Below are 25,961 nucleotides of genomic sequence, written 5' to 3' on the forward strand. Positions count from 1 at the left end.
CGACCGTCCGTCCATCCCACGCGACCGGGCCGAGGTGAGGCAAACCTCTGTGACCTTTGCGGCCTCGCCCCGGCCCGCTCACGACCTGCGCGCCCTGCTCAGGTCCCGGCGATGCCGGTGGTGGAGATGCCCTTGATGATCTGGCGCTGGAAGAACAGGAAGACCACGATCAGCGGCAGCGCCGCGAGGACCGCCTGGGCCATGTTCTGCGCGTACTGGATGCCGTAGGCGCTGATGACGGTCTGCAGCCCCACCGGCAGGGTCATCAGGTTCGCGTCGTTGATGACGATGAACGGCCACAGGAAGTTGTTCCAGGCCCCGATGAACACGAAGATCGCCACCGCACCGAGGATCGGCCGGGACAGGGGCACGATGATGCTCCACAGGATGCGCAGGCGGCTGGCGCCGTCCATGAGCGCCGCCTCCTCGAGCTCCTTCGGGATCTGGTCGAAGAACTTCATGAGGATGAAGACCATCGGGGCCGCCACCACCTGCGGCAGGATGATGCCCCAGTAGGTGTCCACGAGGTTCAGGGAGAGCATCAGGCGGAACAGCGGCACGATGAGGATCTGGCCGGGGATCATGATCGAGGCGACGGTCAGCGTGACGATGAGCCGCCGTCCGGTGAACTGCATCCGGGAGAGCGCATAGCCGGCGAGCGCGGAGATCACCACCGTGATGGCGGTGACCAGCGTCGAGGTGAACAGGCTGTTCCATGCCCAGCGCGGCACCTTGCCCTCGCTGAGGGTCTCGGCATAGGCGGAGAGGGTGAAGCCGTTGTCCGGGATGAGCGTCACCGGCATCGCGGCGGCCTCGGCCTCCGTCTTCACGGAGGTGAGGATCGCCCATCCCACCGGGACCAGCCAGGCCAGGGCGAGGGCCGCGAGGATCACGAAGGCGAGGATCCGGAACGGATCCGCCTTCCTGCGGCGCCGCCCCTGCGGACCCGCGGTCCGTGCCGTGGGCACCGCCCCGTCAGGGCGGGCCGAAGTGATCGGATCAGCTGCTGCCGTCATGACTTCACGCTCCGTCGGGACGAGATCACCATGTAGCCGATGGACACGATGATGATCAGGAAGAAGAAGATGTAGGAGATGGCCGAGGCGTAGCCCAGCCGGTACCCGGTGAAGCCGACCTCGTACACGTACAGCAGGATCGGTCGGGTATCACCGCCAGGGCCGCCGGCGGTCATCTGGTAGATCTGGTCGAAGACCTTCAGCGAGGCGAGCATCTGCAGCACCAGCACCAGCACGGTGGTGGGGGCGAGCTGGGGCAGCGTGATGGAGATCAGCCGCCGCCAGCGCCCGGCGCCGTCGAGCGAGGCCGCCTCGTAGAGGTGGTCGGGGATGTTCTGCAGGGCGGTGAGGTACAGCAGGAAGTTGAATCCGACGGTCCACCACACGGTCATCACGACCACGGAGATCATCGCGAGGTTCGGATCCTGCAGCCAGGCCGGACCGGTGATGCCGAACCAGCCCAGCACCGTGTTGATCAGTCCTAGCTGGGGGTTGTACATCCACACCCAGAACTGGGAGGCGACCGTGGAGGCCAGCAGGAACGGCATGAAGAAGGACAGCCGCCAGAACCACTGCCCGGGCAGGCCGATGTTGACCAGCACCGCCAGGACGAGTGCGACGATCACCAGCGGCACCGCGGAGAGCACCGTGAACCACACCGTGTTCAGCAGGCTGCTCCACACGTACGGATCGGAGAACGCCTCGGCGTAGTTCTCCAGGCCCACGAAGCCGGTCTTGGTGCCGGCGAGGCTCGTGCCGGTCAGGCTCATCCAGAACCCGTAGATCGTGGGCCAGATGAGGAACAGCACGAAGGCTGCGAGGAACGGGAGGCAGTACAGCCAGCCGCGCAGGTTGTCGGCGCGGCGGCGGCGCCGCCGCAGCTCGGAGCTCACGCCGGCGGCGGGCCGGGCGGTGCCGCTCGGCGTGGCGAGACCGTCAGTGGTGGTCATCGATCGTCTCCTTCGGCGGGCGGGGGATCACATCGGGCTCGGCTTGGCGAGCAGGTCATCGATTCGGCCGACGAAGGCGTTCCAGCCCTCGAGCGGGTCGGTGCGGCGTGCCCACACGTTCTGCATGGTGTTGCCGAAGTAGGTGCTGAAGTCGCTGCCCGATCCGGTGAACCACGCCGGCGGGTCGTAGACCAGGTGGTCGATCGCGTCGGCATAGTGGGACTGGGGCTCGAGCTCCTGGTAGGCCGGGTCCTCGACCACCGGGGTGTAGGCCGGGATGTGCCCGGCGTCCGCCCAGGCGAGCGAGTGCTTCAGCACGTGCGCGACCAGGGCGTGGACCGCGCGGCGCCGCTCGGGGTCCGGGGAGCTCTGGAACGGGAGCACGAAGGAGTGCGAGTCGGCGTAGGCCGTGGGCGGGCCGAACACCCCGGGCACCATCGTCATGTCGAAGGGCACGCCCTCGTCGCGGTAGCTGCCGATCTCCCAGACCCCTCCGAAGAAGGCGCCGCTGCCGCCCGTGGCGAACTCCGAGATCGCAGTGCCGCCGTCGTGGCTGGGATTGCCCGCCTCCCCGTCGATCAGGGAGAGGATCCACTCGATCGCGTCGATCGCGATCTCCTCCTGGTACTGCATGGTCCCGCCCTCGGGCAGCTCCATCGTGCCGCCCATCTGGGTGTAGTACGTGTAGAACATCCGCCACTGGTTCATGCCGTCGCCGAGCCAGCCGAAGGACAGCCCATAGCCGCTCGGCGCCGCCCCCGAGAGCTCGAGGGCGAGGTCGCGGAAGTCCTCCGGGGTCTCGGTGGGCAGGAGCAGCCCGTCGCTGTCCAGCACCCCGGCCTCGTCGGCGATGTCGGTGTTGTAGTAGAGGACGAAGGGGTGGGAGTCGAGCGCGATGTTCAGCAGCTCGCCCTCCACCTCCATCTTGTCCCAGATGAGCTCGGGGAAGTCCTCCTGGCGGATGCCGAACTCCCCGAGCAGGTCGAGGTCCCAGGCATCCAGCAGACCGCCCGGGGCGTAGCCGGGCACGCGCGCCGAGTGCATGACCGCGATGTCCGGGGCCCGCCCTCCGGCGGAGGCCATCGCGAGCTTCGTGTAATAGGGCGCGCCCCACCCCAGGACGGTCTGGGTGACGTCCGCGGCGCCGTCCGTGGCCATGTACTCGTCCAGCAGTCCGCTCATCGTCACGCCGTCCGGACCGGACAGCAGGTGCCAGAACGAGATCTCCTCGGCCGACGCGGAGGAGAGGCTCCCGCAGCCGGCGAGGGCGGCGATCCCCCCGGCCGCGCCGACGCCGCCGACCCCGCGCAGGAGCGCACGTCGGTCCAGACGCCGATGCATCGCCGTCGAGAAGATGCTGCTGTGCTTCATGTGTCCACCCCTTCGTGGTGGAACCGTGGGTCGCGCCGACAGTCGCCGGCGCCCCGCGTTCCCGTGGGCTGCTGTGCTGGACAGCAATTTACAGCGTTGTAAACCCTGGGGTCAAACCTCCGCCGCGCCTCGGCGCGCATGGCGCCGGTCACATCGACGGGTCACGGAGAGGCGACGGTTCGCGGCAGCGCTCGAGGAATGCTCCGTTCTGAGCCACTTCCGCCGTAGAAGTGGCTCAGAACGGAGCATCCCCCGACACGACGGGACGGCTCAGGCGCCGCCCTGCGAGCGCTTCTTGTTCCAGACGTCGAAGGCGACCGCGATCAGCAGCACCACGCCGCGGACCACCGACTGGGTGGACTGGTCGATGCCCATGATCTGCATGCCGTTGGACATGACCGCCATGATCAGACCGCCGATGATCGCGCCGTGCACCTTGCCCACGCCGCCGGTGACCGCCGCGCCGCCGATGAAGGCGGCGGCGATCGCGTCGAGCTCGAACATGTTGCCGGCCCCCGGCTGGGCGCTGTTGGAGCGGGCCGAGTAGACGATGCCGGCGATCGCCGAGAGCAGTCCCATGTGCACGAACAGCCACATGTTCACGCGGCGGGTCTTCACGCCGGAGAGCTTCGCGGCCTGGAGGTTGCCGCCCATGGCGTAGATGTGTCGGCCGAAGATCGTGCGCTGGCTGATGAAGCCGTAGATGAGCACGAGCGCGGCGAGCAGGATCAGCACCACGGGCAGGCCGCGCGAGTGCGCGAGCTGCCACGCGAAGGCCATGACCACCAGCGCGACCGCGGCGATCTTGACCCAGAACAGCGGGAACGCCTCGACCTGCTGCTTGTACTTCAGCTTCGCGAGCCGGCCGCGGTACTCCTGGATCCCGAAGACGACCACCAGCGCGGCGGCGAGGAACAGCGTGAAGGCGTCGTACCCGTCCCCGCCGAGGAGCCCGTTGAGGAAGCCGCCGGAGATGTACTGGTACTCCCGCGGGAACGGCGAGAGCGACACGTTGCCGAGCACCTGCATCGTCAGGCCGCGGAAGATGAGCATGCCGGCGAGGGTCACGATGAACGCGGGGATCCCGACGTACGCGACCCAGAAGCCCTGCCACAGCCCCACCAGCACGCCGGTGCCGAGCGCGGCGAGCACGCCCATCCACCACGGCATGCCGTTGCCGATGACGACCACCGCCGCGACCGCGCCGGTCAGCGCGACCACCGACCCGACGGAGAGGTCGATGTGCCCGGCGACGATGATCAGCACCATGCCGATCGCGAGGATCAGGATGTAGGAGTACTGCAGCACCAGGTTGGTGAGGTTGCCGGGGCTGAGCAGCTGACCGCCGGTGAGGATCGTGAACAGCACGATGATGAACACGAACGCGATGTAGATGCCGCTGGTGCGCAGGTTGCGCGTGAGCAGCTCCTTGATGTCAGAGGTTCCGGCCATGAGGCGCCCTCACTCCCTCTCCATGGTCATGAGCTCCATGAGGTGCTCCTGGGTGGCGTCCTGGGCGGCGACCTCGCCGGTGATCCGGCCCGCGGACAGCGTGTAGATGCGATCGGCCAGACCCATCACCTCGGGAAGCTCCGAGGAGATGACGATGATGGCCTTGCCCGCCTCGGCGAGCTCGTTGATGATCGTGTAGATCTCGAACTTGGCGCCGACGTCGACGCCGCGGGTGGGCTCGTCGAGGATCAGCAGGTCCGGTTCGGTGTACAGCCACTTGCTGAGCACGACCTTCTGCTGGTTGCCGCCCGAGAGCTTGCCGACGGTCGCCATGACCGTCGGCGTCTTGATGTTCAGCGAGGAGCGGTAGCGCTCGGCGACCGCGATCTCCTCGTTGCCGTTGAGCCAGAACCCGTTGAGGATCTTCTTCAGCCCCGAGGCGGTCACGTTGGTGCGGATGTCCTGGATGAGGTTCAGCCCGTACTGCTTGCGGTCCTCGGAGACGTAGGCGATGCCGGCGTCGATCGCGTCGGCGACGGTGCGCAGCTGCACCTCCTTGCCGTGCACGTGGGCGCGGCCGGAGATGTCCCGGCCGTAGGAGCGGCCGAACACGCTCATCGCGAGCTCGGTGCGTCCGGCGCCCATCAGCCCGGCGATCCCGACGACCTCCCCCGCGCGCACGCTCAGGGACGCGCCGTCCACGACGGTGCGGCCGGCCTGGGTGGGATGGCCGACGTGCCAGTCCTCGATCCGCAGGATCTCCTCCCCGATCTCGGCGCTGCGCTCGGGGTAGAGGCTGTCGATGTCGCGCCCGACCATTCCGCGGATGATGCGGGGGACGAGGGTGTGCCGCTCCTCGGCCGGGACGCGCATGTCGATCGTCTCGATGGTCGAGCCGTCGCGGATCACGGTCGTGGCGTCGGCGACCGCGGCGATCTCCCCGAGCTTGTGGGAGATGATGATGCTGGTCACGCCGCTCTCGTCGCGCAGGGTGCGGATGAGACCGAGCAGATGCTCGGAGTCGTCGTCGTTCAGCGCCGCAGTGGGCTCGTCGAGGATCAGCAGGGTCACGTTCTTCGAGAGCGCCTTGGCGATCTCGACCAGCTGCTGCTTGCCCACGCCCAGCTGGCCGACAGGGGTGACGGGCTTCTCATGCAGCCCCACGCGGGCCATCAGCTCGGCGGCACGGGCGTTGGTCTCGTGCCAGCTGATCACGCCGCCGCGGGCCTGCTCGTTGCCGAGGAAGATGTTCTCGGCGATCGAGAGGTGCGGGACCAGCGCGAGCTCCTGGTGGATGATCACGATCCCCTCGGCCTCGGAGTCGTTGATGTCCGCGAAGCTGACCGGGCGGCCGCGGAAGTGGATCTCGCCCTCGTAGGACCCGGCCGGCTCGACGCCGGAGAGGACCTTCATGAGAGTGGACTTGCCGGCGCCGTTCTCGCCGCAGATCGCGTGGATCTCGCCCTCGTCGACGCTCAGCGAGACGTCCTTGAGGGCGACGACGCCGGGGAAGCGTTTGGTGATGGACCGCATCTCGAGGATGTTCTCGGTCACGGGGACCTCCTTCGGGCAGGGGGTCCCGGCGCGGCGGCGCGCCGGGACCCCGCCGGTGCTTCGGTGCAGTGGGTGGTCAGAGCTGCCCGGACTCGACCTGCTCCTCCGTGTAGTAGCCGGAGTCGACCATGATCTCCTCGTAGTTGTCCTCCAGCACCATCTGCACCTCGAGCAGGTAGGAGGGGACGACGACCACGCCGTTGTCGTAGGTCTCGGTGTCGTTGGCCTCGGGGTCCTCGCCGTTCAGGATCGACTCCGCGGCGACGATCGCCTGCTCGGCGAGGTTGCGGGTGTCCTTGAAGATGGTCGAGGACTGGACGCCGTCGGCGATGAGCTTGATCGAGGCGATCTCGGCGTCCTGCCCGGTGACGATCGGCAGGCCCTCCTCGATCGTCGGGCCGAGGCCCGCGTTCTGCAGGGCGTTGATGATGCCGCGCGAGAGCGGATCGGCCGGTGCGAGCACCCCGGCGAGCTCCTCGCCGCTGTTGTAGTGCGTGGTCAGGAGGTTCTCCATGCGCTTCTGGGCGGTCTCCTGCTCCCAGCGCTGGGTGGCGGCCTGGTCGATGTCCATCTGGCCCGAGAGCACCGTCAGGGTGCCGTCGTCGAAGTAGGGCTGCAGGGTGTCGATCGCTCCCTGCCAGAACAGGTGGGCGTTGTTGTCGTCGAGCGAGCCGGCGAACAGCTCGATGTTCAGCGGCCCCTCGGGCGCGTCGTCGGCCTTCTCGAAGTCCTCGTCCAGCAGGCCCAGGCCGTACATCAGGGCGTTGGCCTGGTTCACGCCCACCTTGTAGTTGTCGAAGGTGACGTAGAAGTCGACGTTCTCGTTGTCGGTGAGCAGGCGGTCGTAGGCGATCACGGGGATCCCGGCGGCCTCGGCCGCATCGAGCTGGGAGGAGAGCGAGGCGCCGTCGATCGAGGCGATCAGCAGCACGCTCACGCCGGAGTTGATCATCTGGTCGATCTGCTGCTGCTGGGTGGGGATGTCGTCGTCGGCGTACTGCATGTCGACGGTGAAGCCCTTGCCCTCCAGGCCCTCCTTGATGTTGTTGCCGTCGGCGACCCAGCGCTCGTAGGTCTGGGTCGGCATCGCGACGCCGACGGTCTGGTCCTCGGGCGCGGCGTCGGGATCGGGGCCGCCGGAGCCGGCGCCCTCGCCGCCGCAGGCGGCCAGGCCGAGCGCGGCCATGGCGGCGGTGCCGCCCAGGATGAAGCTTCTGCGGTCGTGCATGGATCTCTCCTCGTCGAAGTCACCACCCGCTCCCCTCGTCGGGGCGGGACACCGCGTGCGGCGGATCGGGCTCTGCGGGCTTCTGCGCCGTGCAGGGGCCGGCCGTTCGTCGGCGTGGACAGCGGCGCCGGCGATGGCCCGCTGTCCGAGATGCCCGACGCCTCCGTGGCGTCGATCACTCGGATGATAACGTTCACATCGAGGCGGATGTCAACTGCCGCGACACCGCTCCGCGTCACGACTTCGCAACGACGCCGGACTCGAGGTCCGAGGCCGTTGCGCGGCACCCTGCACGCAGGGGATCAGCGCAGGTCAGCGCCCGGCGACGTGACGCCCCATCGACCATCCGCGAGGAGGAAGCCATGAGCCCACCGTCGCGTCGTCCGTCGATGGCCGACGTCGCCGCCCGCGCCGGGGTCTCGTACCAGACGGTCTCGCGCGTGCTCAACCAGCCCGGCATCGTCCGGCCCGAGACGCGCGACCGGGTGCTCGCGGCGATCGCCGAGACCGGATACACCCCGAACCGCGCGGCGCGGGCGCTGAAGACCACCCGCTCCTCGCAGATCGGCCTGCTCACCGACGGCTCCTCGCTCTTCGGCCCCTCGGAGACGGTCACCGCGATCGAGACCGCGGCCCGCGAGGCGGGCTACTCCGTGCTGCTGACGACCGTCGGCTCCGGCGTCGCGGACCCCGCTGCGGAGCCGAGCCCGGGCAGCAGCCTGATCGGCTCGGGCGTGGACGGGATCCTCGTCGTCGCCGCGCACGAGGGGATGCAGCCGGTGGTCGCCGCTGCGGCCTCGACGATCCCCGTCCTCGCCGTCTCCGCGCAGTCCCCGGCGAGCTCCGACGCCGCCGTCGTGGGCGTGGACCAGCGCCTCGGGGCCCGGTCGGTGGTCGAGCACCTCGCACGCACCGGCGTGCGCTCGATCGCGCACCTGGCCGGCCCGTCGGACTGGTTCGACGCGCGCGCCCGGCTGGACGGCTTCGTCGAGGGGCTCGAGGGCCAGGGCCTGGACGGCGTCGCGACCGCACCCGGCGACTGGACGCCGCGCTCGGGCTACGAGCTCACGCGCGAGCTGCTCGCCTCGGGGCCGCCCCAGGCGCTCTTCGCCGCGAACGACATGATGGCGATCGGCGCACTGCACGCGCTGCACGAGCAGGGGCTGCGGGTGCCGGAGGACATCGCGGTGGTGGGCTTCGACGACACCGACTGCGCCGCCTACCTGACCCCCTCGCTGACCACGGTCTCCCAGCCCTTCGCGGAGCTGGGGCGGCTCGCGCTGCACCGGCTGCTGCAGCTGCTGGAGCATCCGGAGGAGCCGGGGCCGCCGCCCGCAGCGCTCGCGCCTCGCCTCGTGGCACGCGGCTCGACGCGGCCGGAGCACGGGACGGCCTGACGGGCGTGCGACGAGACCCTCCGCGGGGCCAAGGAGAGCCTGCGGGACGTGCAGGATGTGAACGTTGACATCGGCCGTGCGGCCTGGTTCAGTGAACCCATGACGCACGCCGACGTGTCCCACACGCATTCGCCCTCCTCCGCCGCCGACGGCGGCGACCACGCCGCCCTGATCGCCGCCGGCAGGGCGCACCTCGGGATCGAGCTGGGCTCGACCCGCATCAAGGCCGCCCTCGTCGACGAGACCGGGGCCGTCCTCGCCACGGGCTCCCACGCCTGGGAGAACGAGCTGGTGGGAGAGACCTGGACCTATTCGCTCGAGGCCGTCTGGGCGGGCGTGCGCGACTGCTACGCCGAGCTCGCCCGCGAGGTGCGCGAACGCCACGGGGCCGAGCTCTCCCGCCTCGGCAGCCTGGGCGTCTCCGCGATGATGCACGGCTATCTCGCCTTCGACGCCGACGGCGAGCAGCTCGCCGAGTTCCGCACCTGGCGCAACACCTTCACCACCGAGGCCGCCGCGCAGCTCAGCGAGATCCTCGAGCAGAACATCCCGCTGCGCTGGAGCGTCTCCCACCTCCTGCACGCCGTGCAGCAGGGCGAGGAGCACGTGGACAGCCTGGACCACCTCACCACCCTCGCCGGCTACGTGCACTGGCAGCTCACCGGCCGGAAGGTGCTCGGCGTGGGCGATGCGAGCGGGATGTTCCCGATCGCAGCCTCCGGCGACGCCTTCGACGCGGAGCTGCTGAAGCGCTTCGCCCGGATCGAGGACATCGACGCGCAGCCGTGGTCGCTCCCGGACCTCCTGCCCGAGGTGCTCGTCGCCGGGCAGGACGCGGGCCGCCTCACCGCCGAGGGCGCCGCGCTGCTGGATCCCACCGGCACGCTCCAGCCCGGCGCGATCACCGCCCCGCCGGAGGGCGACGCCGGCACCGGCATGGTCGCGACCCAGGCCGTCGAGCCCCGCACCGGCAACGTCTCGGCCGGGACGAGCGCCTTCGCGATGGTGGTCCTCGAGGGGCCGCTGTCCGGGCCGCGCGAGGAGATCGACCTGGTCACGACCCCGTCGGGCGATCCGGTGGCGATGATCCACACGAACAACTGCACCACCGACCTCGACGCCTGGCTGGGGCTGTTCTCCCGCTTCGCCGAGCTCGTGGGCGCCCCGCAGTCGCCCGAGGAGCTCTACGGGACGCTCTTCTCCGCGGGGGCCGACGGCGACGCCGACGCCGGCGGGGTGCTCAGCTACAACTACGTCTCCGGGGAGCACCAGACCGGTGTCGCCTCCGGCCGCCCGCTCCTGGTGCGCGAGCAGTCCGCCCGCTTCACCCTCGAGAACTTCATGCGCGCCCAGCTCTACGGTGCCTTCGGGGCGCTCGCGGTGGGCATGGAGGCGCTGCTGAAGGACGAGGGCGTGCGGCTGGACGTCATGTACGCCCACGGCGGCATCTTCCGCACCCGGGGCGTGGCGCAGCAGGTGCTCGCCGATGCGCTCGGCGTGCCCGTCGCGCTCGGCGAGTCCGCGGGCGAGGGCGGCGCCTGGGGCATGGCCCTGCTCGCCGCACACACCGCCCGCACCGCCGCGGCCGACGCCGACAGCGGCACGCCCACCGCAGCGCAGTCCCTCAGCGCCTATCTCGACGAGGTCGTCTTCGCCGGTCAGGACCTCACCACCCTGTCGCCCGACGCCGACGGCACCGCCGGGCACGGGGCCTGGCTGGACGCCTATCGCGCCGGACTGCCCCTCGCTCGGCAGGCCGGGGACGTGCTCGGCTGAGGACCCGGCCGACGGGGCGGCCGGGCGTCCCGTCAGCCGCAGGCGCGCGTGCCGCCTGGTCCGCGGTCCCCACCGCTTCCCGCTCCGACGACCCGGCCGGCGCCACGCCGGCCCCACGGACACCGCCCTCTGCTCACATCCTTCGTGTGAACGTTGACATCACCTGATCCCCGCACCGGAAGGAAGACCCATGACCCTGGTCCTGACCGACCTGTCCGACGACGCCCAGCGCGCCGTCGCCGCGACGCGCGAGCGCGTCGCCGCCCTGCACGCCGAGCTGCCCCGCAACCAGCTGGTGGTGTGGACCGCCGGCAACGTCTCCGAGCGGGTCCCGGACCTGCCGGAAGAGGTGCCCGGCCTGTTCGTCATCAAGCCCTCCGGCGTCTCCTACGACGAGCTCACCCCCGAGACGATGGTGGTGTGCACCCTGGACGGCGCCAAGATCGTCGACGGCACGCCCGATGCGCTCTCGCCCTCCTCGGACACCGCCGCCCACGCCTACGTCTACGCGCACATGGACGAGGTGGGCGGCGTGGTGCACACCCACTCCACCTACGCGACCGCCTGGGCGGCGCGCGGCGAGGAGATCCCCTGCGTGCTGACGATGATGGCCGACGAGTTCGGCGGCCCCGTGCCCGTCGGCCCCTTCGCGATCATCGGCGACGACTCGATCGGCCACGGCATCGTCGAGACGCTGCGGGGCCATCGCAGCCCTGCCGTGCTGATGCAGAACCACGGCCCGTTCACCATCGGCAAGGACGCCCGCGCCGCGGTGAAGGCCGCCGTGATGGTCGAGGAGGTCGCCCGCACGGTGCACGTCTCCCGCCAGCTCGGCGAGCCGCTGCCCATCGCGCAGCAGCACGTCGACTCCCTGTACGACCGCTACCAGAACGTCTACGGACAGCCGTCCGCCCCCGACTCCGATCCTACCGCCGGCCAGCAGACCCAGGAGGCCTGACCACCATGCAGAACCCCTTCGAGACCCGCGAGATCTGGTTCCTCACCGGCAGCCAGGGGCTGTACGGCCCCGAGACCCTCGAGCAGGTCGCCGCACAGTCCCGCACGATCGCCGAGACCCTCGACGCCGCCTCCGACATCCCGGTGAAGATCGTCTGGAAGCCCGTGCTCACCGACCGCGACGCGATCCGCGAGACCGCCCTGGCCGCGAACGCGGATCCCGCCTGCGTGGGCGTGATCGCCTGGATGCACACCTTCTCGCCGGCGAAGATGTGGATCCAGGGGCTGGACGCCCTGGCCACGCCGCTGCTGCACCTGCACACGCAGGCGAACGTCGAGCTGCCCTGGTCCACGATCGACATGGACTTCATGAACCTCAACCAGGCCGCGCACGGCGACCGCGAGTTCGGGTACATCGCCACGCGCCTGGGCGTGGACCGCAAGACCGTCGTCGGCCATGCGAGCGACGAGGCCGTGCAGGGGCGGATCGGCCGCTGGGCCCGTGCCGCGACCGGCTGGGCCGAGATGCGCTCCCTGAAGCTCGCCCGCTTCGGCGACAACATGCGCAACGTCGCCGTCACCGAGGGCGACAAGACCGAGGCCGAGCTGCGGCTCGGCGTCTCCGTCAACACCTGGGGCGTCAACGACCTGGTCACAGTGATTGATGCGGTGGACGACCGAGTTGTCGACGAGCTGGTCGCCGAGTACGAGGAGCTGTACGACGTGGTCCCCGAGCTCCGGCGCGGCGGGGAGCGCCACGAGTCCCTGCGCTACGGCGCCCGTCAGGAGCTGGGCCTGCGCCGCTTCCTCGAGGAGGGCGGCTTCGGCGCCTTCACCACGAACTTCGAGGATCTCGGCGGGCTGCGCCAGCTGCCCGGCCTCGCGGTGCAGCGCCTCATGGCCGACGGCTACGGCTTCGGCGCCGAGGGCGACTGGAAGACCGCGATCCTGGTGCGGGTCGCCGCGGTGATGGGCTACGGCCTGTCCGGCGGCGCCTCCCTCATGGAGGACTACACCTACGAGATGACGCCCGGGAAGGAGAAGATCCTCGGCGCGCACATGCTCGAGGTCTCCCCCTCCCTCACCACCGGCACGCCGACCCTCGAGATCCACCCGCTGGGGATCGGCGACCGCGAGGACCCGGTGCGGCTGAAGTTCACGGCCGACGCGGGCCCCGCCGTCGTGGTGGCGCTGTCCGACATGCGCGAGCGGTTCCGCCTGGTCGCGAACGTGGTGAAGGTGGTCGAGCCCGACGAGGAGCTGCCGAACCTGCCGGTGGCCTGCGCCGTGTGGGAGCCCGCGCCGGACTTCGCGACCTCCGCCGAGTGCTGGCTGACCGCCGGCGCCGCCCACCACACGGTGATGAGCACCGCGGTGGGCCTGGAGGTGTGGGAGGACCTCGCCACGATCGCGGACATCGAGCTCGCGGTCATCGACGAGTCCACGACGGTGCGCTCCTTCGCCCAGGACCTGCGCACCAACCAGGTCTACCACCGCCTCGCCCAGGGCTTCTGAGCTCCGGGCTCGCGTCGGGCCGGGCCGTTCCCTGGCCGGGCACGGCGTCGGGCCAGGCCGTTCCCTGGCCGGCTGCGGACCTGCCCGGGCCGATCCCGGGCCTGTCTCCCGCCCGTCCCCGGCCGTCCCCGGCACCCCCGGCCTTCCCCGCCAGTCCCCGGCGCCGCGCGTAGCAAAGTTGGTCCTCTGGCACCGCCATTCGCCCCACTTTGCTACGCGAGCGTCGCGGGGACGGTCCGAGCGTCGCGCGGCCGGTCCGAGCGTCGCGCGGCCGGTCCGAGCGTCGCGGGGACGGTCCGTCGCGGCCCGCCTTCTGATCACCCCCGGACTCGTGCGAGGCTCCGGACGAGTCCTGGGGTGACACTTCCTCCCAGAGCACCCACCCTCGTCCCACCGGAGCGATGATGCCCACCACGAGCACCCCTGGCCACGCCCCCGAGCGTCCCGGCCCCGCCCCCGAGCGTCCCGGCCCCCACGAGCGTCCCGGCCTGAGCTGGTCCGGGACCGTGGACTACGGGCCCGGACCGCTGCACGCCCCGACCTCCCTCGACCAGCTGCAGGAGCTCGTGGCCGCCAGCGACCGGGTGCGTGCGCTGGGGACCCGTCACTCCTTCTCCGAGGTCGCCGCGAGCGACGCGGACCTCGTCACTCTCACCGGGATGCCGCCGGAGATCGACATCGACACCGAGGCCGGCACGGTGCGGGTCGCGGCCGGGGTCCGCTACGGCGAGCTCGCCGTCGCCGCGCATGCCGCGGGCCTCGCCCTGCCGACCATGGGCTCCCTGCCGCACATCTCGGTGGGCGGGGCGAGCGCGACCGGCACCCACGGCTCCGGGAACGCCTCGCGCTCGCTGTCGTCCTCGGTGCGGGCGGTCGAGCTGGTCACCGCCGGCGGCGATCTGCTGCACCTGTCCCGCGAGGAGAATCCGGAGCTCTTCCCGGGTGCCGTGCTCTCCCTCGGCGCGCTCGGGGTCTTCACCCATCTGACGCTCGACCTGGTCCCCGCCGCGCCCATGCGCCAGACCGTCCACCTCGACTTCCCCGCCGAGCGGATGGACGAGGGGAGCCTCGCGCAGATGCTCGGCGCCGGCGCGAGCGTGAGCCTGTTCCATCACTGGGACGGCCACATCGCCCAGGCCTGGGTGAAGCAGCGCATGGGCTCGGACGCCACGTCACCCGACACCGCGCTCCCGGAGAGCTGGCTCGGGGGCCGACGGGCTCCCGGTCCCGTGCACCCGCTGCCCGGCATGTCGGCGGACTCCTGCACCGACCAGACCGGGCAGCCGGGCCCCGCGCACGAGCGCCTGCCGCACTTCCGGCTCGAGTTCACCCCGTCCAGCGGGGAGGAGATCCAGTCGGAGTACTTCGTGCCGCGCGAGCGGATCGGCGAGGCGCTCGCGGCGGTGATGCCGCTCGGCGAGCGGATCCGTCCGCTGCTGCACGCCTCCGAGGTGCGCACCGTCGCCGCCGACGAGCTGTGGCTCTCCCCCGCCCAGCACCGCGACAGCGCCTGCGTGCACTTCACCTGGCAGCGGCGCCCCGCCGAGGTCGCGGCGCTGCTGCCGGAGATCGAGGAGCGCCTGGCGCCCTTCGCGCCGCGCCCCCACTGGGGCAAGGTGTTCGCCCTCGACCCCGAGGTCGTGCGCGCCCGGTACCCGGACCTGGCACGCTTCCGGGCGCTCCGCGACCGTCTGGACCCCGGCCGCACCTTCCGCAACGACTACGTGGACCGGCTGCTCGGCGACTGAGCACGCCCCGATCGGGCACGGAGGATTCGTGACGGTCTCGTGAGGATCCGCCGGAACGTATCGCTCCGGGCACGTTCAGGCCCCATGCTGGTCATGCGCAGATACTCTGTGCCTCATCGACCATGCGCGAGGCGCCCCAGGAGACAGGTTCTAGAACTTCCGTGACCGCGCATCCCTGCACCCCTGCTCCGGCCCCTGCCACCCTCGGCACGGGGCTCGCACACGCGAAGGCGATCCTGGTGGGAGAGCACTCGGTGGTCCACGGCACCCCCGCGATCGCGGTGCCGGTCAGCACCCTCACGTCGTCGGCGGTCCTGCGACCGGCGAGCGGGACCCGCCTCAGCAGCGCCCTCTACACGGGGCCCGTGGCCGACGCCCCCGCACATCTCGCCCCGGCACGGGCCGCCTGGCGGGCCGCCTCCGCGCATGTCGGCCTCGGCGCGGAGGGGCTCGAGCTGGCCATCGAGTCGGAGGTGCCGATCGGGCGAGGGCTCGGATCCAGCGCCGTGAGCGCCGCCGCGATCGTGCGCGCGGTCGCCGATGCCGCGGGGGTCGTGCTCGAGACCACGGAGGAGTACGAGCTCATCCAGGTGGCCGAGCGGGTCGCCCACGGCACGCCCAGCGGGATCGATGCGCGCACGGTGGTGGCCGACGCCCCGATCCACTTCGAGCAGGGAGCCTTCCGGACCCTGCCGATGGCGGCGCCCCTCGCTCTCGTCATCGCGGACACGGGGCGTCCCGGAGCGACCTCCGAGGCCGTCGCCGCAGTGCGTGCGCTGCGCGACCGGGAGCCCGCCGCGACCGACTCCGCGATCGCCCGTCTCGGGGAGCTGACTGAGGGATGCGTCATGGACCTCGCCACCGGGAACCACTCCGAGCTGGGCTTTCGTCTGCGCTCCGCGCATGAGCTGCTCGTCGGCCTCGGCGTGAGCAGCCCGGAACTGGATACCCTCGTGCAGGCGGCGCATGCCGCCGGCTCCCCCGGCGCCAAGCTCACCGGCGGCGGCCTGGGCGGGTGCATCCTCGCCCTCGCCCCCTCCGTGGCCGAGGCCGGGGCCCTCGCGCACGCCCTCGAGGCGGCCGGCGCGGCACAGGTTCACATCACGGTGGTCGGAGGTACGGCATGACCAGGGCGACAGCGCGCGCACACCCCAACATCGCGCTCGTGAAGTACTGGGGCAAGCGCGACGAGGAGCTCATGCTCCCCGCGGCCGGCAGCCTCTCCCTCACCCTCGACGCCTTCGCGACCACCACCACGGTCGCGCTCGAGGGGACCGACGACGAGGCCGCCGCCGACAGCTTCACCCTGAACGGCGCCGCGGCCACCCCCGCGCAGGCCACGCGCGTGACCCGCTTCCTCGACCTGGTCCGCGAGCGGGCGGGCTCCACCGCCCGCGCCGTCGTGACCTCGCACAACGAGGCCCCGACCGGTGCCGGGCTGGCGTCCTCCGCCTCGGGCTTCGCCGCGCTCGCGGTCGCCTCCGCCGCCGCCTACGGCCTCGACCTCGACCGGACGGAGCTCAGCCGTCTGGCGCGTCGCGGCTCGGGCTCCGCCACCCGGTCCCTCGTGGACGGCCTGGCCCTGTGGCACGCCGGGCACGACGACGCCTCCTCCTTCGCGGAGCCGATCGAGGGGCCCGCGATCTCCATGACCATCGTGACCGTCGACGCGGCGGAGAAGGCCGTCTCCAGCCGCGAGGCGATGCGCCGCACCGCGGCCACCTCCCCGTACTACGCGGGATGGGTCGAGTCCACCACCCGCAGCCTGCAGGAGATGAGCTCGGCCTGCCGCGCGGGCGACTTCACCCGCATCGGGGAGATCACCGAGTCCAACGCCCTGCGCATGCACGCCGCGATCGAGGCGTGCGAGCCGCCCGTCCGCTACCTGCGCGCCGGCTCGATCGCCGTGTTCGACGCTGTCGAGCAGCTGCGCGCCGACGGCGTCGAGTCCTATGCGACCGCCGACGCCGGCCCCAACGTCGTCGTCATCTCCCGCCCCGAGGACGCCCCCGCCGTCGCAGAGCACCTGGACCATCTCGGCCAGGTGCGCGTGGTCGGCGCCGGCCCCGGGGCCCGTCTCATCCCCGCGGAGGATCCCGCATGATCGTCACCCGCGCACCGGGCAAGCTCTTCATCGCCGGCGAGTACGCCGTCGTCGACCCCGGGCAGCCCGCGGTCCTCGTGGCCGTCGACCGCTTCCTCACCGTCCGTCTCACGCCCAGCGACGACGTCGGCCGCGTGCACTCGCGCGAGTACGGGAAGGCGCCAGTGGAGTGGACCCGCACCGACCACACCGGGCAGCCGGTGAGCATCGTCGTCGAGCACCAGCCCTACGACTACGTGGTCAGCGCGATCACGCTCATGGAGCGGCTGCGCGACGAGCGGGGCCTGCCCGCCCACTACTTCGACCTGCACATCGAGTCGGATCTCGACGACGCCTCGGGGCGCAAGTTCGGCCTCGGCTCCTCGGCGGCGGTGACGGTCGCGGTGGTCGCCGCGCTCGACGAGTTCTACGCGCTCGGGCTCACCGTCGACGAGCGCTTCCGCATGGCCCTGCTGTCCACGATCATGGTCTCCCCCGATGCCTCCGGCGGGGACGTCGCCGCATCCACCTACGGCGGCTGGATCCGGTACACCTCCCCCGACCGGGGCGCGCTGCGCGAGAGCCTCGGCCGCGACGGGGTCACGGCGACGCTCACCTGCGCCGGCTGGGAGCTGCACCGCGTGGATCCCCTGCCCGCTCCCTCCTCGCTGCGCCTGCTGGTGGGCTGGACCGGCTCCCCCGCCTCGACCGAGCGCCTGGTGGGCGGGGTCCGACCGCCCCGGGCGCGCACCACCGGCCGCTACGGGAGCTTCATGACCGAGAGCCGGGACTGCGTGGACACGCTCGTGGAGAGCCTGCGGGCCGACGACGGCTCCCGCGCCCGCGAGACGATCACCCGCGCCCGCCGGCTGCTGCAGCAGCTCGGCGAGAGCAGCGGCATCCGGATCGAGACCGACGAGCTGCGCCTGCTGTGCGACCTCGCCGAGCAGCACGGCACCGCGGGCAAGCCCTCCGGCGCCGGCGGCGGCGACTGCGGCATCGTGCTCGCCCCCGTCGACACCGAGCTCGAGACGCTGCTGACGGCCTGGGAGGGGCGCGGCATCCGCCGGCTGGACATCTCGGTGCACCACCCCGAGGCTCCCGCCCCCGCCGACGCGGCGACCGCGCGCGCCGCGGGGGATGAGCGCGCCACGCAGGGCGAGAGCGCCGCAGAGGCGGAGCGATGAGCGCGCCGAGCGGCAGCGGGCAGCGCAAGGACGACCACCTGCGCCTCGCCCACGGCCAGCAGACCTCCGCCCCCGCCCCCAACGACTTCGACGACGTGCAGATCGTCCACCACGCCCTCGCCGGCATCGACCCTGAGCGGGTGCGGCCGGGCGTGGACGTGCTCGGGCATCGCTGGAGCGCGCCGCTGTACATCAACGGCATGACCGGCGGCACCGACCGGACCGCGCGCGTGAACCGCGCCCTGGCGATCGCCGCCCGCGAGACCGGCATCGCGATGGCCTCCGGCTCCGTGGCCATCGCCCTGGACGATCCCTCGACCGCGCCCGGCTTCCGGGTGATCCGCGATGAGAACCCCGACGGCTTCGTGATGGCCAATCTCGGCATCGGCCGCAGCGGCGAGGAGGCCCGACGCGCCGTCGACCTGCTCGAGGCGGACGCCCTGCAGATCCACCTCAACGCCGTGCAGGAGACGGTGATGCCGGAGGGGACCTGCGACTTCTCCCGCTGGCCCCAGGCCCTCGAGGAGGTCGTCGCCGCCTCCCCGGTGCCGGTGCTCGTCAAGGAGGTCGGCTTCGGGCTCAGCCGCCGCACCCTGCGCCTCCTGCACGACATGGGCGTGCAGATCGCCGACGTCAGCGGCGTCGGCGGCACCGACTTCGCCCGGATCGAGAACGCGCGCCGCCCCGGCGAGGACTTCTCCTTCCTCTCCGGCCACGGGCAGTCCGCGGTGTGCTGCCTGCTGGACGCCCCGCAGGACGCTCCGCTGCTGCTGGCCAGCGGCGGGGTGCGCTCCCCGCTGGACGTGGTGCGCTCGCTCGCGCTCGGGGCGCGGGCCGCCGGCGTCGCCGGCGCCTTCCTCAAGGCCGCCTACGAGGGCGACGCCGAGCACACGACGCAGGTCATACGCGGCTGGCTGACCCAGCTCACCGAGCTGATGGGCCTCTTCGGGGCCGAGACCCCGGAAGCGCTGGGCCGCACGGACCTGCTGCTGCGCGGCCGGGTCCGCGAGTTCTGCGAGCTCTCCGGGATCGACGCCGCCTCCTTCGCCCGCCGCGGCGACCTCCTCCCCGCCGCCGGCACCACCGCTGCCTCCGCCGGCCCATCCCCCACCCCCGTTCCCCCGGCGACGCCCGCCCCGCATCCCAGGACCACGCCATGAGCTCACGCCCCGCCCCGTACTCCACGCCGGTGCCCACCCGCTGGGTGGGCCCGATCCGCCTCTCCGGCAACGCCGCCACCGGCGAGATCGAGGTGCCGCTGGCCACCTACGAGAGCCCGCTGTGGCCCTCCGTCGGCCGCGGCGCCAAGGTCTCCCGTCTGATCGAGGGCGGCATCACCGCCACCCTGGTCGACGCGCGGATGGCGCGCTCGAGCCTGTTCGTCGCCCCCGACGCCGCCGCCGCGCACGCCGCCGACCGGGTCCTGCACGAGCGCCGCGACGAGCTCGCCGCGACCGTGGAGTCGACCAGCCGCTTCGCCCGCCTGGTCGACCTGCACACCGAGATCGTCGGGAACCTGCTGTTCACCCGCTTCGCCCTGGCCACGGGCGACGCCTCCGGCCACAACATGGTCACCAAGGCGGCCGAGGCCCTCATGGAGACCATCCTCTCCTGGGACCTGGGGCTCGAGTATGGCTCCGTCTCCGGCAACTACTGCACCGACAAGAAGCCCAGCGCCGTCAACGGCGACCTGGGCCGCGGGCGCCGGGTCGTGGCGGACCTCCTCATCCCCCACGAGGTGCTGGAGAAGACCCTGCGCACCACCGCGACGCGCATGGTGGACCTGGTGGTGCGCAAGAACCTGGTGGGCGGCACGGTCGCCGGCTCCCTGCGCTCGGCCAACGCCCACTACGCGAACATGCTGCTGGCGATCTACCTGGCCACCGGGCAGGACGCGGCGAACATCGTCGAGGGGTCGCAGGGCATCACCTTCGCCGAGGAGCGCGAGGAGGGGCTGTACTTCTCCTGCACCCTGCCGCATCTGATCGTCGGCACCGTGGGCAACGGCAAGGACCTCCCCCAGGTGGAGGAGGCGCTCGAGCGACTCGGCTGCCGAGAGGAGCGCGGCGAGGGCGAGAACGCGAACCGACTGGCGGCCATCGTGGCCGCGACCGTCCTGTGCGGGGAGCTGTCCCTGCTGGCGGCCCAGACCAATCCCGGTGAGCTGATGGCGGCGCACGTCGCCATGGAGCGTCGGGCAGCAAGGGGTGAGGCATGATGTCGATCGGAATCCACGACCTGTCCCTGGCGACGACGCACCGCGTCCTCGACCTCGACACGCTCGCCGAGGCGAACGGCGTCGACCCGGCGAAGTACCACATCGGCCTCGGCCAGGACCGCATGAGCATCCCCGCCGCCGACGAGGACATCGTCACCATGGGCGCGCAGGCCGCTCTGCCCCTGCTCGAGCGCCACGGCGCCGAGGGGATCCGCACGATCCTGTTCGCGACCGAGTCGGGCGTGGACCAGTCGAAGTCCGCCGGGCTGTTCCTCCACGAGCTGCTCGAGCTGCCCCGCACGATGCGAGTGGTCGAGTTCAAGCAGGCCTGCTACAGCGCGACCGCGGCGCTGCAGTCCGCGCTCGGGATCGTGGCGCGCAACCCGCGCGAGCGGGTGCTGGTGATCGCCAGCGACGTGGCCCGCTACGAGCTCGACTCCTCCGGGGAGCCGACCCAGGGCGCCGGAGCCGCCGCGATGCTGGTCAGCGCCGACCCCGCGCTGCTCGCGATCGAGCCGATCTCCGGGGTGGTCTCCCGGGACGTCGACGACTTCTGGCGCCCGAACGACTCCACCACCGCCGTGGTCGACGGCCGGCTGTCCGTGACGGCGTACATGGACGCGATGACCTCCGCGTGGGACGACTTCGCCGCCGCGGGCGGCGTGGGCGCGGAGGAGATCGACCGCTTCTGCTTCCATCAGCCGTTCACGAAGCTGGCCCGCAAGGCGCTGGCCCGCCTCTCCCAGCACACCGGGGTCGAGCTCCCGGACACGCTGCAGGAGGCGTCCTTCGCCTACAACCGCGAGCTCGGCAACTCCTACACCGCCTCGCTGTACGCGGGTCTCGCCGCGCTGCTGGACCACGACGACGACCTGGCCGGTCGTCGCATCGGCCTGTTCAGCTACGGCTCCGGCGCGGTGGGCGAGTTCTTCACCGGCATCGTCCAGCCCGGCTACCGGCAGCTGCGCCGCGCGGAGTCGATCCGCGACCAGCTCGCCGGGCGGGTGCCGCTCACGCTGGAGGAGTACCGCGCCCTGCACAGCGCGGCGCACCCCAGCGACGTCGACTGGGAGACGCCGCGGGTCACCGAGGGCCCGTTCCGCTTCGCCGGCATCCGGGACCGTGCCCGCCGCTACGAGGCCACGCAGACCGCGCCCGCGGGGCCGACGCAGGAGTGAGGCGGCGGGGTCCGGGCGGACGCCTGCAGCCTCGCACGCTGCTCCGATGTCGAGAGGCTGCGACCGCTCAGCCGAAGGGCGCGGTGTAGGTCGTGATCGACCGCGGGGCGAGCGCGACCGTGCCGCGCAGCAGCCCGTCGGCGGCGCGCACGAGCGGGAGGCGCCGGCCCTGCGCGAGGGCCTCGCCCTCGGCGGTGCGGTAGGGGGTCAGCAGCAGGCTCCTGGACTCGTGGGGGATCGCGAGCTCGACGACCTGCTCCTGCGCGGACTCGTTGAGCGCGACGACGACGAGGCTGTCGGTCTCCTCGTCGACGAAGGCCGAGGCGTGGACCTCGATGCGGCTCGCCGGGGTCCAGGCGAGAGCCTCCGCCTGCGTCATGCCCGACGGGACCAGCAGGTCGAGCACGTTCGGGTCCTCGCCCCCGTCGGAGCCGCCGCCGAAGTTCCACTCCGACGCCTCGGCGCGCACCTCCCGCACACGCAGTGAGTCCTCCTCCATCGAGCCGTCGGAGCCGGTCACCACCACCTGGATCGCCCATCCGGGGCGCATCTGCCCCAGGAACGACGTCGGCACGCGCAGCGTGAGCACGTCGCCGTCGATGCTCTGACGGTCCTCGAGGGGGACGAAGAGCGCCTCGCGCATGTCGGCGGGGACCTTCTGGGCGACGTCCTGCTCGGCGACGTCGGTCCGGCCGGTCGCGAAGACCGCCCGGTCCCAGGCGAAGCCGTCGGCGACCAGCGCCCGGCGGCCGGGCAGCAGTTCCGTGAAGCCGCCCTCGGCGCGCGTGTCGACGTAGATGTCGATGTTCTGCAGGTCGTAGCCGACCGGGGAGTCGCCCCACGGGTCCACGAGGTCCGCGCCGAGGCGGATCGAGAACAGGACGTCCTCGCCGCCGTCGACCGCCTCGACGGACAGGAGGTCGAAGCTGCCCGGGGTGAAGACTGCGCTGCCGGGGTACGTGTAGCTGCCGGGGCCGTGGTCGTCGCCCGCGTCGTCCTCGATCCGGAACAGTCGCTCGCCGGGCACGATGTCGGAGGCGATCTCCGGCTCGACGAAGGGGATGCGCGCCATCTCGCCCTCCGACTGATCGCTCGGTGCGACCTCGAGGCCGATGCGGCGAGCGCCGGGGCGGAGGAAGCGGCTGTAGTTGCCGAGCGCCCACAGCCGCTGCGTCTGCTGGATCGTCTCCTCGTCCCCGGGGGCGACGTAGTCGGTGTAGAGCAGGCCGTCGTGGTAGTCGTAGCGGCTCACCGCGATCCAGTACTGCCAGGCGGAGACGTTCGCGATGGTCAGGTCCGAGTGCACGGTGCGGGCGAGCACGAGGGCGGAGTCCATCCCGGCGTCGCGCCCGCCGACCATCTCGCACCACTCGGTCATGCTGAAGGTGACCTCGGGGAACTCCGCCATGCGGGCGGCGGCGAGCTCGCGCTGGGCGTCGGTGGACCAGTAGGAGTGGGTCGCGAGCTCGCCGAGGCCCTCGCGGATGCCCTCGTCCTCCAGCAGGTGGGAGAGGTAGTCCTGCTCGGAGTAGAGGGAGCGGTACTCGCCGGCCTCGGGGGCGGAGACGAGGGTGTCCAGGTCGCTGTCCGCGAAGGCCTGCACCGCGAGCGCGGTGAGCTCGCGGACCTGCTCCGGCTCGTAGTGGCAGCCCTCCTGCCCGGGGCCGTCCCAGGTCCACTGCGGCTCGTTGATCGGGCTGATGAAGCGGAAGTCGATCCCCTCGTGGTCGCGGAAGCGCCGGACCACGTCGAGCAGATACTGCACGAACTCCTCGTGATGCTCGGGCGGGAGGTTCGAGGTGCCGGGGTCGCCGTAGGTGCGGCCGTTGGCGGTGAGGCGGCGGGGCGGGGAGTTCACGAAGGCGACGAAGTCGTCGACGCCGTGCTCCTTCGCAGCACGGAGGAACCAACGGGCCGCGGCGTCGCGGTCCCAGTCGTAGCGGCCGGGCCCCGTCTCGAAGGTCTCGGCGGTGCGCCAGGGGTCGGTGATCGTCTCGTCGATGCCGCCGCCGATGTTGTACCGGTACTGGGACAGTCCGATGCCGTGGGTTCGCGAGAACAGCAGGCTCGCCACCTCGCGCCGCCGTGCGTCCTGCCAGGTGCCCAGGTTCTGCGACCACCAGGCGCCGGAGGCGCCGAAGCCGTCGATCCGCTGGTGGACGGCGCCCGGGTCGATCGTGATCCGGTAGGCGGGCGCGGCATCCGTCCGGCCCGACGGTGCGGCATCCGTCCGGCCCGACGGCGCGGCGCGGTCAGTCTCCGACAGCGCGGCGCCGCCCCGCCCGGCCGGGGCTGCGGCAGCCGGGGCGCCGGCCCCTGCCGCGAGGCCGACGGCGAGACCGGTGCCGAGCAGGGTTCGGCGGCTGAGGGGCGCGGACGGTCGGGGCGCTGCGGTCATCAGGTGCTCGTCTCCTCGGGCGGATCATCGTCGAACCCGCTTTTCGTGACCCTTAGCGTAAGTGGCGATGTTCGAGGCGTCCAGCGATCCGGGAAAGTCGCCCGACCCCCTTCCGCATCCCTGTGACTTTGTCCGCTAATTGGCGGGGTTTTTCAGACGCTCAGTGGCGGCCTCCACTCCCTCGCACGCGAGGGGGTGGTAGCGATGCCCTGCGTGTCCGTAAGGCCATCCCCATACGACTACCGGGGTTGGCGACCCTCACCCCTGTCGACCCACCCGGATCGATACGTGCTGTGAGTCCCTCGGGCGCAGTTCCGATGCCCACTGCGCCGCTGACACTTTCGTGTCAGTAGGTCGAGGCGGAACGTTCCAGCTGTGCGGCTGGGGCTCGGTCGACCACCACCCCTCGATGGCGTGTCCGTGCGGCGTCGGGCTTGGCTACAGGTACCGGCAGACCTGGTCGGAGCTGCACGTGTCGGGCTCAACGTGCTCGGCCTGGTCGCGTAGCCCGGCGAGGGTGTCGCGCAGGTCGTGGAGCTGTCTGAGTTTCAGGTCAATGTCGGTCAGGCGTGCGTCGAGCAGGTCGCGTACGTGATCGCAGGGAGCTTGGCCGTGGTCGCGGATGTCGAGGACCTGCCGGATCTGGGCGAGGGAGAGTCCGGCGGCTTGGCCGCGGTGGATGAAGTCGATCCGGGTGAGGCTCTCGGTCGTGTAGTCGCGGTAGCCGCCGGGCGTGCGCTCGGCCGGGGGCAAGAGCCCCTGGTCTTCATAGAACCGCAGAGTCTTCGTGGTCGTGCCGGCCGCTTCAGCGAGCTCCCCGATCCGCATCCTCACCCCTCGTGTGTCACAGGTCTCACCCTTGACCTTCCCCTGTACTGGAAGCTTTAGTATCGCCGCATCAGGAGGATTTCTCAACAGTCCGGGGAGGGTTCGGGATGCAGTCGAAGATTGATCTGGCCGTGATCGGGTCGGGTGGCGCGGCGTTCGCCGCAGCGATCCGCGCCACCACGCTGGGCAAGTCGGTGGTGATGGTCGAGCGCGGTACGTTCGGCGGCACCTGCGTGAACACCGGGTGCGTGCCGTCCAAGGCGCTGATAGCGGCCGCCGAGGCCCGCCACGTGGCCGCGGACGCGGGCTCCCGGTTCCCGGGGATCGCCGCCACCGCGGGCGCGGTCGACATGCCCGGGCTGGTGGGTGGCAAGCAGGACCTGGTCGAGGCGATGCGGTGGTAACGGCGCAGTGGCGGTTTTCATGGCTTGTTATGACTGTTTTTTTGTACAGTCTATGCCTCGGGCATCCAAGCAGCAAGCGCGTTACGCCGTGGGTCGATGTTTGATGTTATGGAGCAGCAACGATGTTACGCAGCAGGGCAGTCGCCCTAAAACAAAGTTAACCCCTAAGGAAGTATCGTGAAACTATCACTAATGGCAGCAATTTCGAAGAATGGAGTTATCGGAAATGGCCCAGATATTCCATGGAGTGCCAAAGGGGAACAATTACTCTTCAAAGCGATTACCTATAATCAGTGGCTTTTGGTAGGCCGAAAGACTTTCGAGTCAATGGGGGCTTTACCCAACCGAAAATATGCCGTTGTAACTCGTTCAAGCTTCACTTCCAGTGATGAGAATGTATTGGTATTTCCATCTATCGATGAAGCGCTAAATCATCTGAAGACGATAACGGATCATGTGATTGTGTCTGGTGGTGGTGAAATATACAAAAGCCTGATCGATAAAGTTGATACTTTACATATTTCAACAATCGACATTGAGCCAGAAGGTGATGTCTATTTTCCAGAAATCCCCAGTAGTTTTAGGCCAGTTTTTAGCCAAGACTTCGTGTCTAACATAAATTATAGTTACCAAATCTGGCAAAAGGGTTAACAAGTGGCAGCAACTGACCGCCAAAAGTGTCACTTGTTTTGCCAAAAAGC

Annotated in this window: 20 protein-coding genes and 1 pseudogene; 13 read left to right on the forward strand and 8 right to left on the reverse strand. The window is 70.8% G+C overall.

Translation table 11 applies throughout. The features are described from left to right. Positions 1-98: 98 nt before the first annotated feature. The 6 genes from D1648_RS16155 to chvE form a co-directional block, all read right to left on the reverse strand. Positions 99-1,016, reverse strand: a complete 918-nt coding sequence (locus tag D1648_RS16155; RefSeq protein ID WP_122943635.1) for a carbohydrate ABC transporter permease — start codon at positions 1,014-1,016, stop codon at positions 99-101. After that, the gene (locus D1648_RS16160; protein WP_122943636.1) at positions 1,013-1,966 is read right to left on the reverse strand and encodes a carbohydrate ABC transporter permease; all 954 of its coding nucleotides are present in this window, start codon (positions 1,964-1,966) and stop codon (positions 1,013-1,015) included. Before D1648_RS16160 ends, D1648_RS16155 begins: the two co-directional genes overlap by 4 nt. A 27-nt stretch (positions 1,967-1,993) precedes the next feature. Further along, positions 1,994-3,337 carry an extracellular solute-binding protein gene (locus tag D1648_RS16165; RefSeq protein WP_122943637.1) on the reverse strand — a complete coding sequence of 448 codons (1,344 nt, stop codon included), beginning with the start codon at positions 3,335-3,337 and terminating at the stop codon, positions 1,994-1,996. Between the two features lie 270 nt (positions 3,338-3,607). After that, the gene (gene mmsB / locus D1648_RS16170) at positions 3,608-4,789 is read right to left on the reverse strand and encodes a multiple monosaccharide ABC transporter permease (RefSeq protein WP_122943638.1); all 1,182 of its coding nucleotides are present in this window, start codon (positions 4,787-4,789) and stop codon (positions 3,608-3,610) included. A 9-nt stretch (positions 4,790-4,798) separates the two neighbouring features. Further along, the gene (mmsA, locus tag D1648_RS16175) at positions 4,799-6,343 is read right to left on the reverse strand and encodes a multiple monosaccharide ABC transporter ATP-binding protein (protein ID WP_122943639.1); all 1,545 of its coding nucleotides are present in this window, start codon (positions 6,341-6,343) and stop codon (positions 4,799-4,801) included. A 76-nt stretch (positions 6,344-6,419) separates the two neighbouring features. After that, positions 6,420-7,571, reverse strand: coding sequence for a multiple monosaccharide ABC transporter substrate-binding protein (gene chvE, locus D1648_RS16180; RefSeq protein ID WP_122943640.1), 1,152 nt, complete (start codon positions 7,569-7,571; stop codon positions 6,420-6,422). A gap of 362 nt (positions 7,572-7,933) precedes the next feature. Here chvE and D1648_RS16185 point away from each other — a divergent pair, with 362 nt between their 5' ends. The 11 genes from D1648_RS16185 (at position 7,934) to D1648_RS16235 (ending at position 21,630) form a co-directional block, all read left to right on the forward strand. Next, the gene (locus D1648_RS16185; RefSeq protein WP_122943641.1) at positions 7,934-8,968 is read left to right on the forward strand and encodes a LacI family DNA-binding transcriptional regulator; all 1,035 of its coding nucleotides are present in this window, start codon (positions 7,934-7,936) and stop codon (positions 8,966-8,968) included. Positions 8,969-9,067: 99 nt separating this feature from the next. Continuing rightward, positions 9,068-10,744: a xylulokinase gene (locus D1648_RS16190; protein WP_122943642.1), complete on the forward strand. Its 1,677-nt coding sequence runs from the start codon at positions 9,068-9,070 to the stop codon at positions 10,742-10,744. Positions 10,745-10,934: 190 nt separating this feature from the next. Then, the gene (locus D1648_RS16195) at positions 10,935-11,702 is read left to right on the forward strand and encodes an L-ribulose-5-phosphate 4-epimerase (protein WP_122943643.1); all 768 of its coding nucleotides are present in this window, start codon (positions 10,935-10,937) and stop codon (positions 11,700-11,702) included. Between the two features lie 5 nt (positions 11,703-11,707). After that, entirely contained in the window at positions 11,708-13,216 is a 1,509-nt protein-coding gene (gene araA / locus D1648_RS16200) for an L-arabinose isomerase (protein WP_122943644.1), read from the forward strand. A 404-nt stretch (positions 13,217-13,620) separates the two neighbouring features. Further along, the gene (locus tag D1648_RS16205) at positions 13,621-14,964 is read left to right on the forward strand and encodes a D-arabinono-1,4-lactone oxidase (protein ID WP_122943894.1); all 1,344 of its coding nucleotides are present in this window, start codon (positions 13,621-13,623) and stop codon (positions 14,962-14,964) included. A 122-nt stretch (positions 14,965-15,086) separates the two neighbouring features. Then, positions 15,087-16,091: a mevalonate kinase gene (gene mvk, locus D1648_RS16210; RefSeq protein ID WP_122943645.1), complete on the forward strand. Its 1,005-nt coding sequence runs from the start codon at positions 15,087-15,089 to the stop codon at positions 16,089-16,091. After that, positions 16,088-17,068: a diphosphomevalonate decarboxylase gene (mvaD, locus tag D1648_RS16215; RefSeq protein ID WP_122943646.1), complete on the forward strand. Its 981-nt coding sequence runs from the start codon at positions 16,088-16,090 to the stop codon at positions 17,066-17,068. Before mvk ends, mvaD begins: the two co-directional genes overlap by 4 nt. Further along, on the forward strand, positions 17,065-18,234 hold the full coding sequence (locus D1648_RS16220) for a phosphomevalonate kinase (RefSeq protein WP_122943647.1): 1,170 nt from the start codon (positions 17,065-17,067) through the stop codon (positions 18,232-18,234). Before mvaD ends, D1648_RS16220 begins: the two co-directional genes overlap by 4 nt. Further along, entirely contained in the window at positions 18,231-19,394 is a 1,164-nt protein-coding gene (gene fni, locus D1648_RS16225; protein WP_122943648.1) for a type 2 isopentenyl-diphosphate Delta-isomerase, read from the forward strand. The genes D1648_RS16220 and fni overlap by 4 nt, the downstream gene beginning before the upstream one ends. Beyond that, on the forward strand, positions 19,391-20,452 hold the full coding sequence (locus tag D1648_RS16230) for a hydroxymethylglutaryl-CoA reductase (protein ID WP_122943649.1): 1,062 nt from the start codon (positions 19,391-19,393) through the stop codon (positions 20,450-20,452). The genes fni and D1648_RS16230 overlap by 4 nt, the downstream gene beginning before the upstream one ends. Next, the gene (locus D1648_RS16235; protein ID WP_122943650.1) at positions 20,449-21,630 is read left to right on the forward strand and encodes a hydroxymethylglutaryl-CoA synthase; all 1,182 of its coding nucleotides are present in this window, start codon (positions 20,449-20,451) and stop codon (positions 21,628-21,630) included. Before D1648_RS16230 ends, D1648_RS16235 begins: the two co-directional genes overlap by 4 nt. Before the next feature lie 67 nt (positions 21,631-21,697). On the opposite strand, the gene D1648_RS16240 is transcribed toward D1648_RS16235, so the two are convergent. Both D1648_RS16240 and D1648_RS16245 read right to left on the reverse strand, forming a co-directional pair. Next, entirely contained in the window at positions 21,698-24,028 is a 2,331-nt protein-coding gene (locus D1648_RS16240; protein WP_122943651.1) for a glycoside hydrolase, read from the reverse strand. Between the two features lie 438 nt (positions 24,029-24,466). Further along, the gene (locus D1648_RS16245) at positions 24,467-24,856 is read right to left on the reverse strand and encodes a heavy metal-responsive transcriptional regulator (RefSeq protein WP_019157843.1); all 390 of its coding nucleotides are present in this window, start codon (positions 24,854-24,856) and stop codon (positions 24,467-24,469) included. Between the two features lie 107 nt (positions 24,857-24,963). On the opposite strand from D1648_RS16245, the pseudogene D1648_RS16250 reads away from it, so the two are divergent. Beyond that, positions 24,964-25,254, forward strand: a pseudogene (locus tag D1648_RS16250) (FAD-dependent oxidoreductase); the annotation flags it as partial. Between the two features lie 183 nt (positions 25,255-25,437). After that, on the forward strand, positions 25,438-25,911 hold the full coding sequence (dfrA15, locus tag D1648_RS16255; protein ID WP_001355915.1) for a trimethoprim-resistant dihydrofolate reductase DfrA15: 474 nt from the start codon (positions 25,438-25,440) through the stop codon (positions 25,909-25,911). Positions 25,912-25,961 lie beyond the last annotated feature (50 nt).

Source organism: Brachybacterium sp. EE-P12, assembly GCF_003711805.1.
GTDB lineage: Bacteria > Actinomycetota > Actinomycetes > Actinomycetales > Dermabacteraceae > Brachybacterium.

Bases quoted from the DNA above. Each gene is read 5' to 3' on its own strand.
- D1648_RS16155 (WP_122943635.1), bottom strand. From the start codon at position 1,016: ATGACGGCAGCAGCTGATCCGATCACTTCGGCCCGCCCTGACGGGGCG.
- D1648_RS16160 (WP_122943636.1), bottom strand. From the start codon at position 1,966: ATGACCACCACTGACGGTCTCGCCACGCCGAGCGGCACCGCCCGGCCC.
- D1648_RS16165 (WP_122943637.1), bottom strand. From the start codon at position 3,337: ATGAAGCACAGCAGCATCTTCTCGACGGCGATGCATCGGCGTCTGGAC.
- mmsB (WP_122943638.1), bottom strand. From the start codon at position 4,789: ATGGCCGGAACCTCTGACATCAAGGAGCTGCTCACGCGCAACCTGCGC.
- chvE (WP_122943640.1), bottom strand. From the start codon at position 7,571: ATGCACGACCGCAGAAGCTTCATCCTGGGCGGCACCGCCGCCATGGCC.
- D1648_RS16185 (WP_122943641.1), top strand. From the start codon at position 7,934: ATGAGCCCACCGTCGCGTCGTCCGTCGATGGCCGACGTCGCCGCCCGC.
- D1648_RS16190 (WP_122943642.1), top strand. From the start codon at position 9,068: ATGACGCACGCCGACGTGTCCCACACGCATTCGCCCTCCTCCGCCGCC.
- D1648_RS16195 (WP_122943643.1), top strand. From the start codon at position 10,935: ATGACCCTGGTCCTGACCGACCTGTCCGACGACGCCCAGCGCGCCGTC.
- araA (WP_122943644.1), top strand. From the start codon at position 11,708: ATGCAGAACCCCTTCGAGACCCGCGAGATCTGGTTCCTCACCGGCAGC.
- D1648_RS16205 (WP_122943894.1), top strand. From the start codon at position 13,621: ATGCCCACCACGAGCACCCCTGGCCACGCCCCCGAGCGTCCCGGCCCC.
- mvk (WP_122943645.1), top strand. From the start codon at position 15,087: ATGCGCGAGGCGCCCCAGGAGACAGGTTCTAGAACTTCCGTGACCGCG.
- mvaD (WP_122943646.1), top strand. From the start codon at position 16,088: ATGACCAGGGCGACAGCGCGCGCACACCCCAACATCGCGCTCGTGAAG.
- D1648_RS16220 (WP_122943647.1), top strand. From the start codon at position 17,065: ATGATCGTCACCCGCGCACCGGGCAAGCTCTTCATCGCCGGCGAGTAC.
- fni (WP_122943648.1), top strand. From the start codon at position 18,231: ATGAGCGCGCCGAGCGGCAGCGGGCAGCGCAAGGACGACCACCTGCGC.
- D1648_RS16230 (WP_122943649.1), top strand. From the start codon at position 19,391: ATGAGCTCACGCCCCGCCCCGTACTCCACGCCGGTGCCCACCCGCTGG.
- D1648_RS16235 (WP_122943650.1), top strand. From the start codon at position 20,449: ATGATGTCGATCGGAATCCACGACCTGTCCCTGGCGACGACGCACCGC.
- D1648_RS16240 (WP_122943651.1), bottom strand. From the start codon at position 24,028: ATGACCGCAGCGCCCCGACCGTCCGCGCCCCTCAGCCGCCGAACCCTG.
- D1648_RS16245 (WP_019157843.1), bottom strand. From the start codon at position 24,856: ATGCGGATCGGGGAGCTCGCTGAAGCGGCCGGCACGACCACGAAGACT.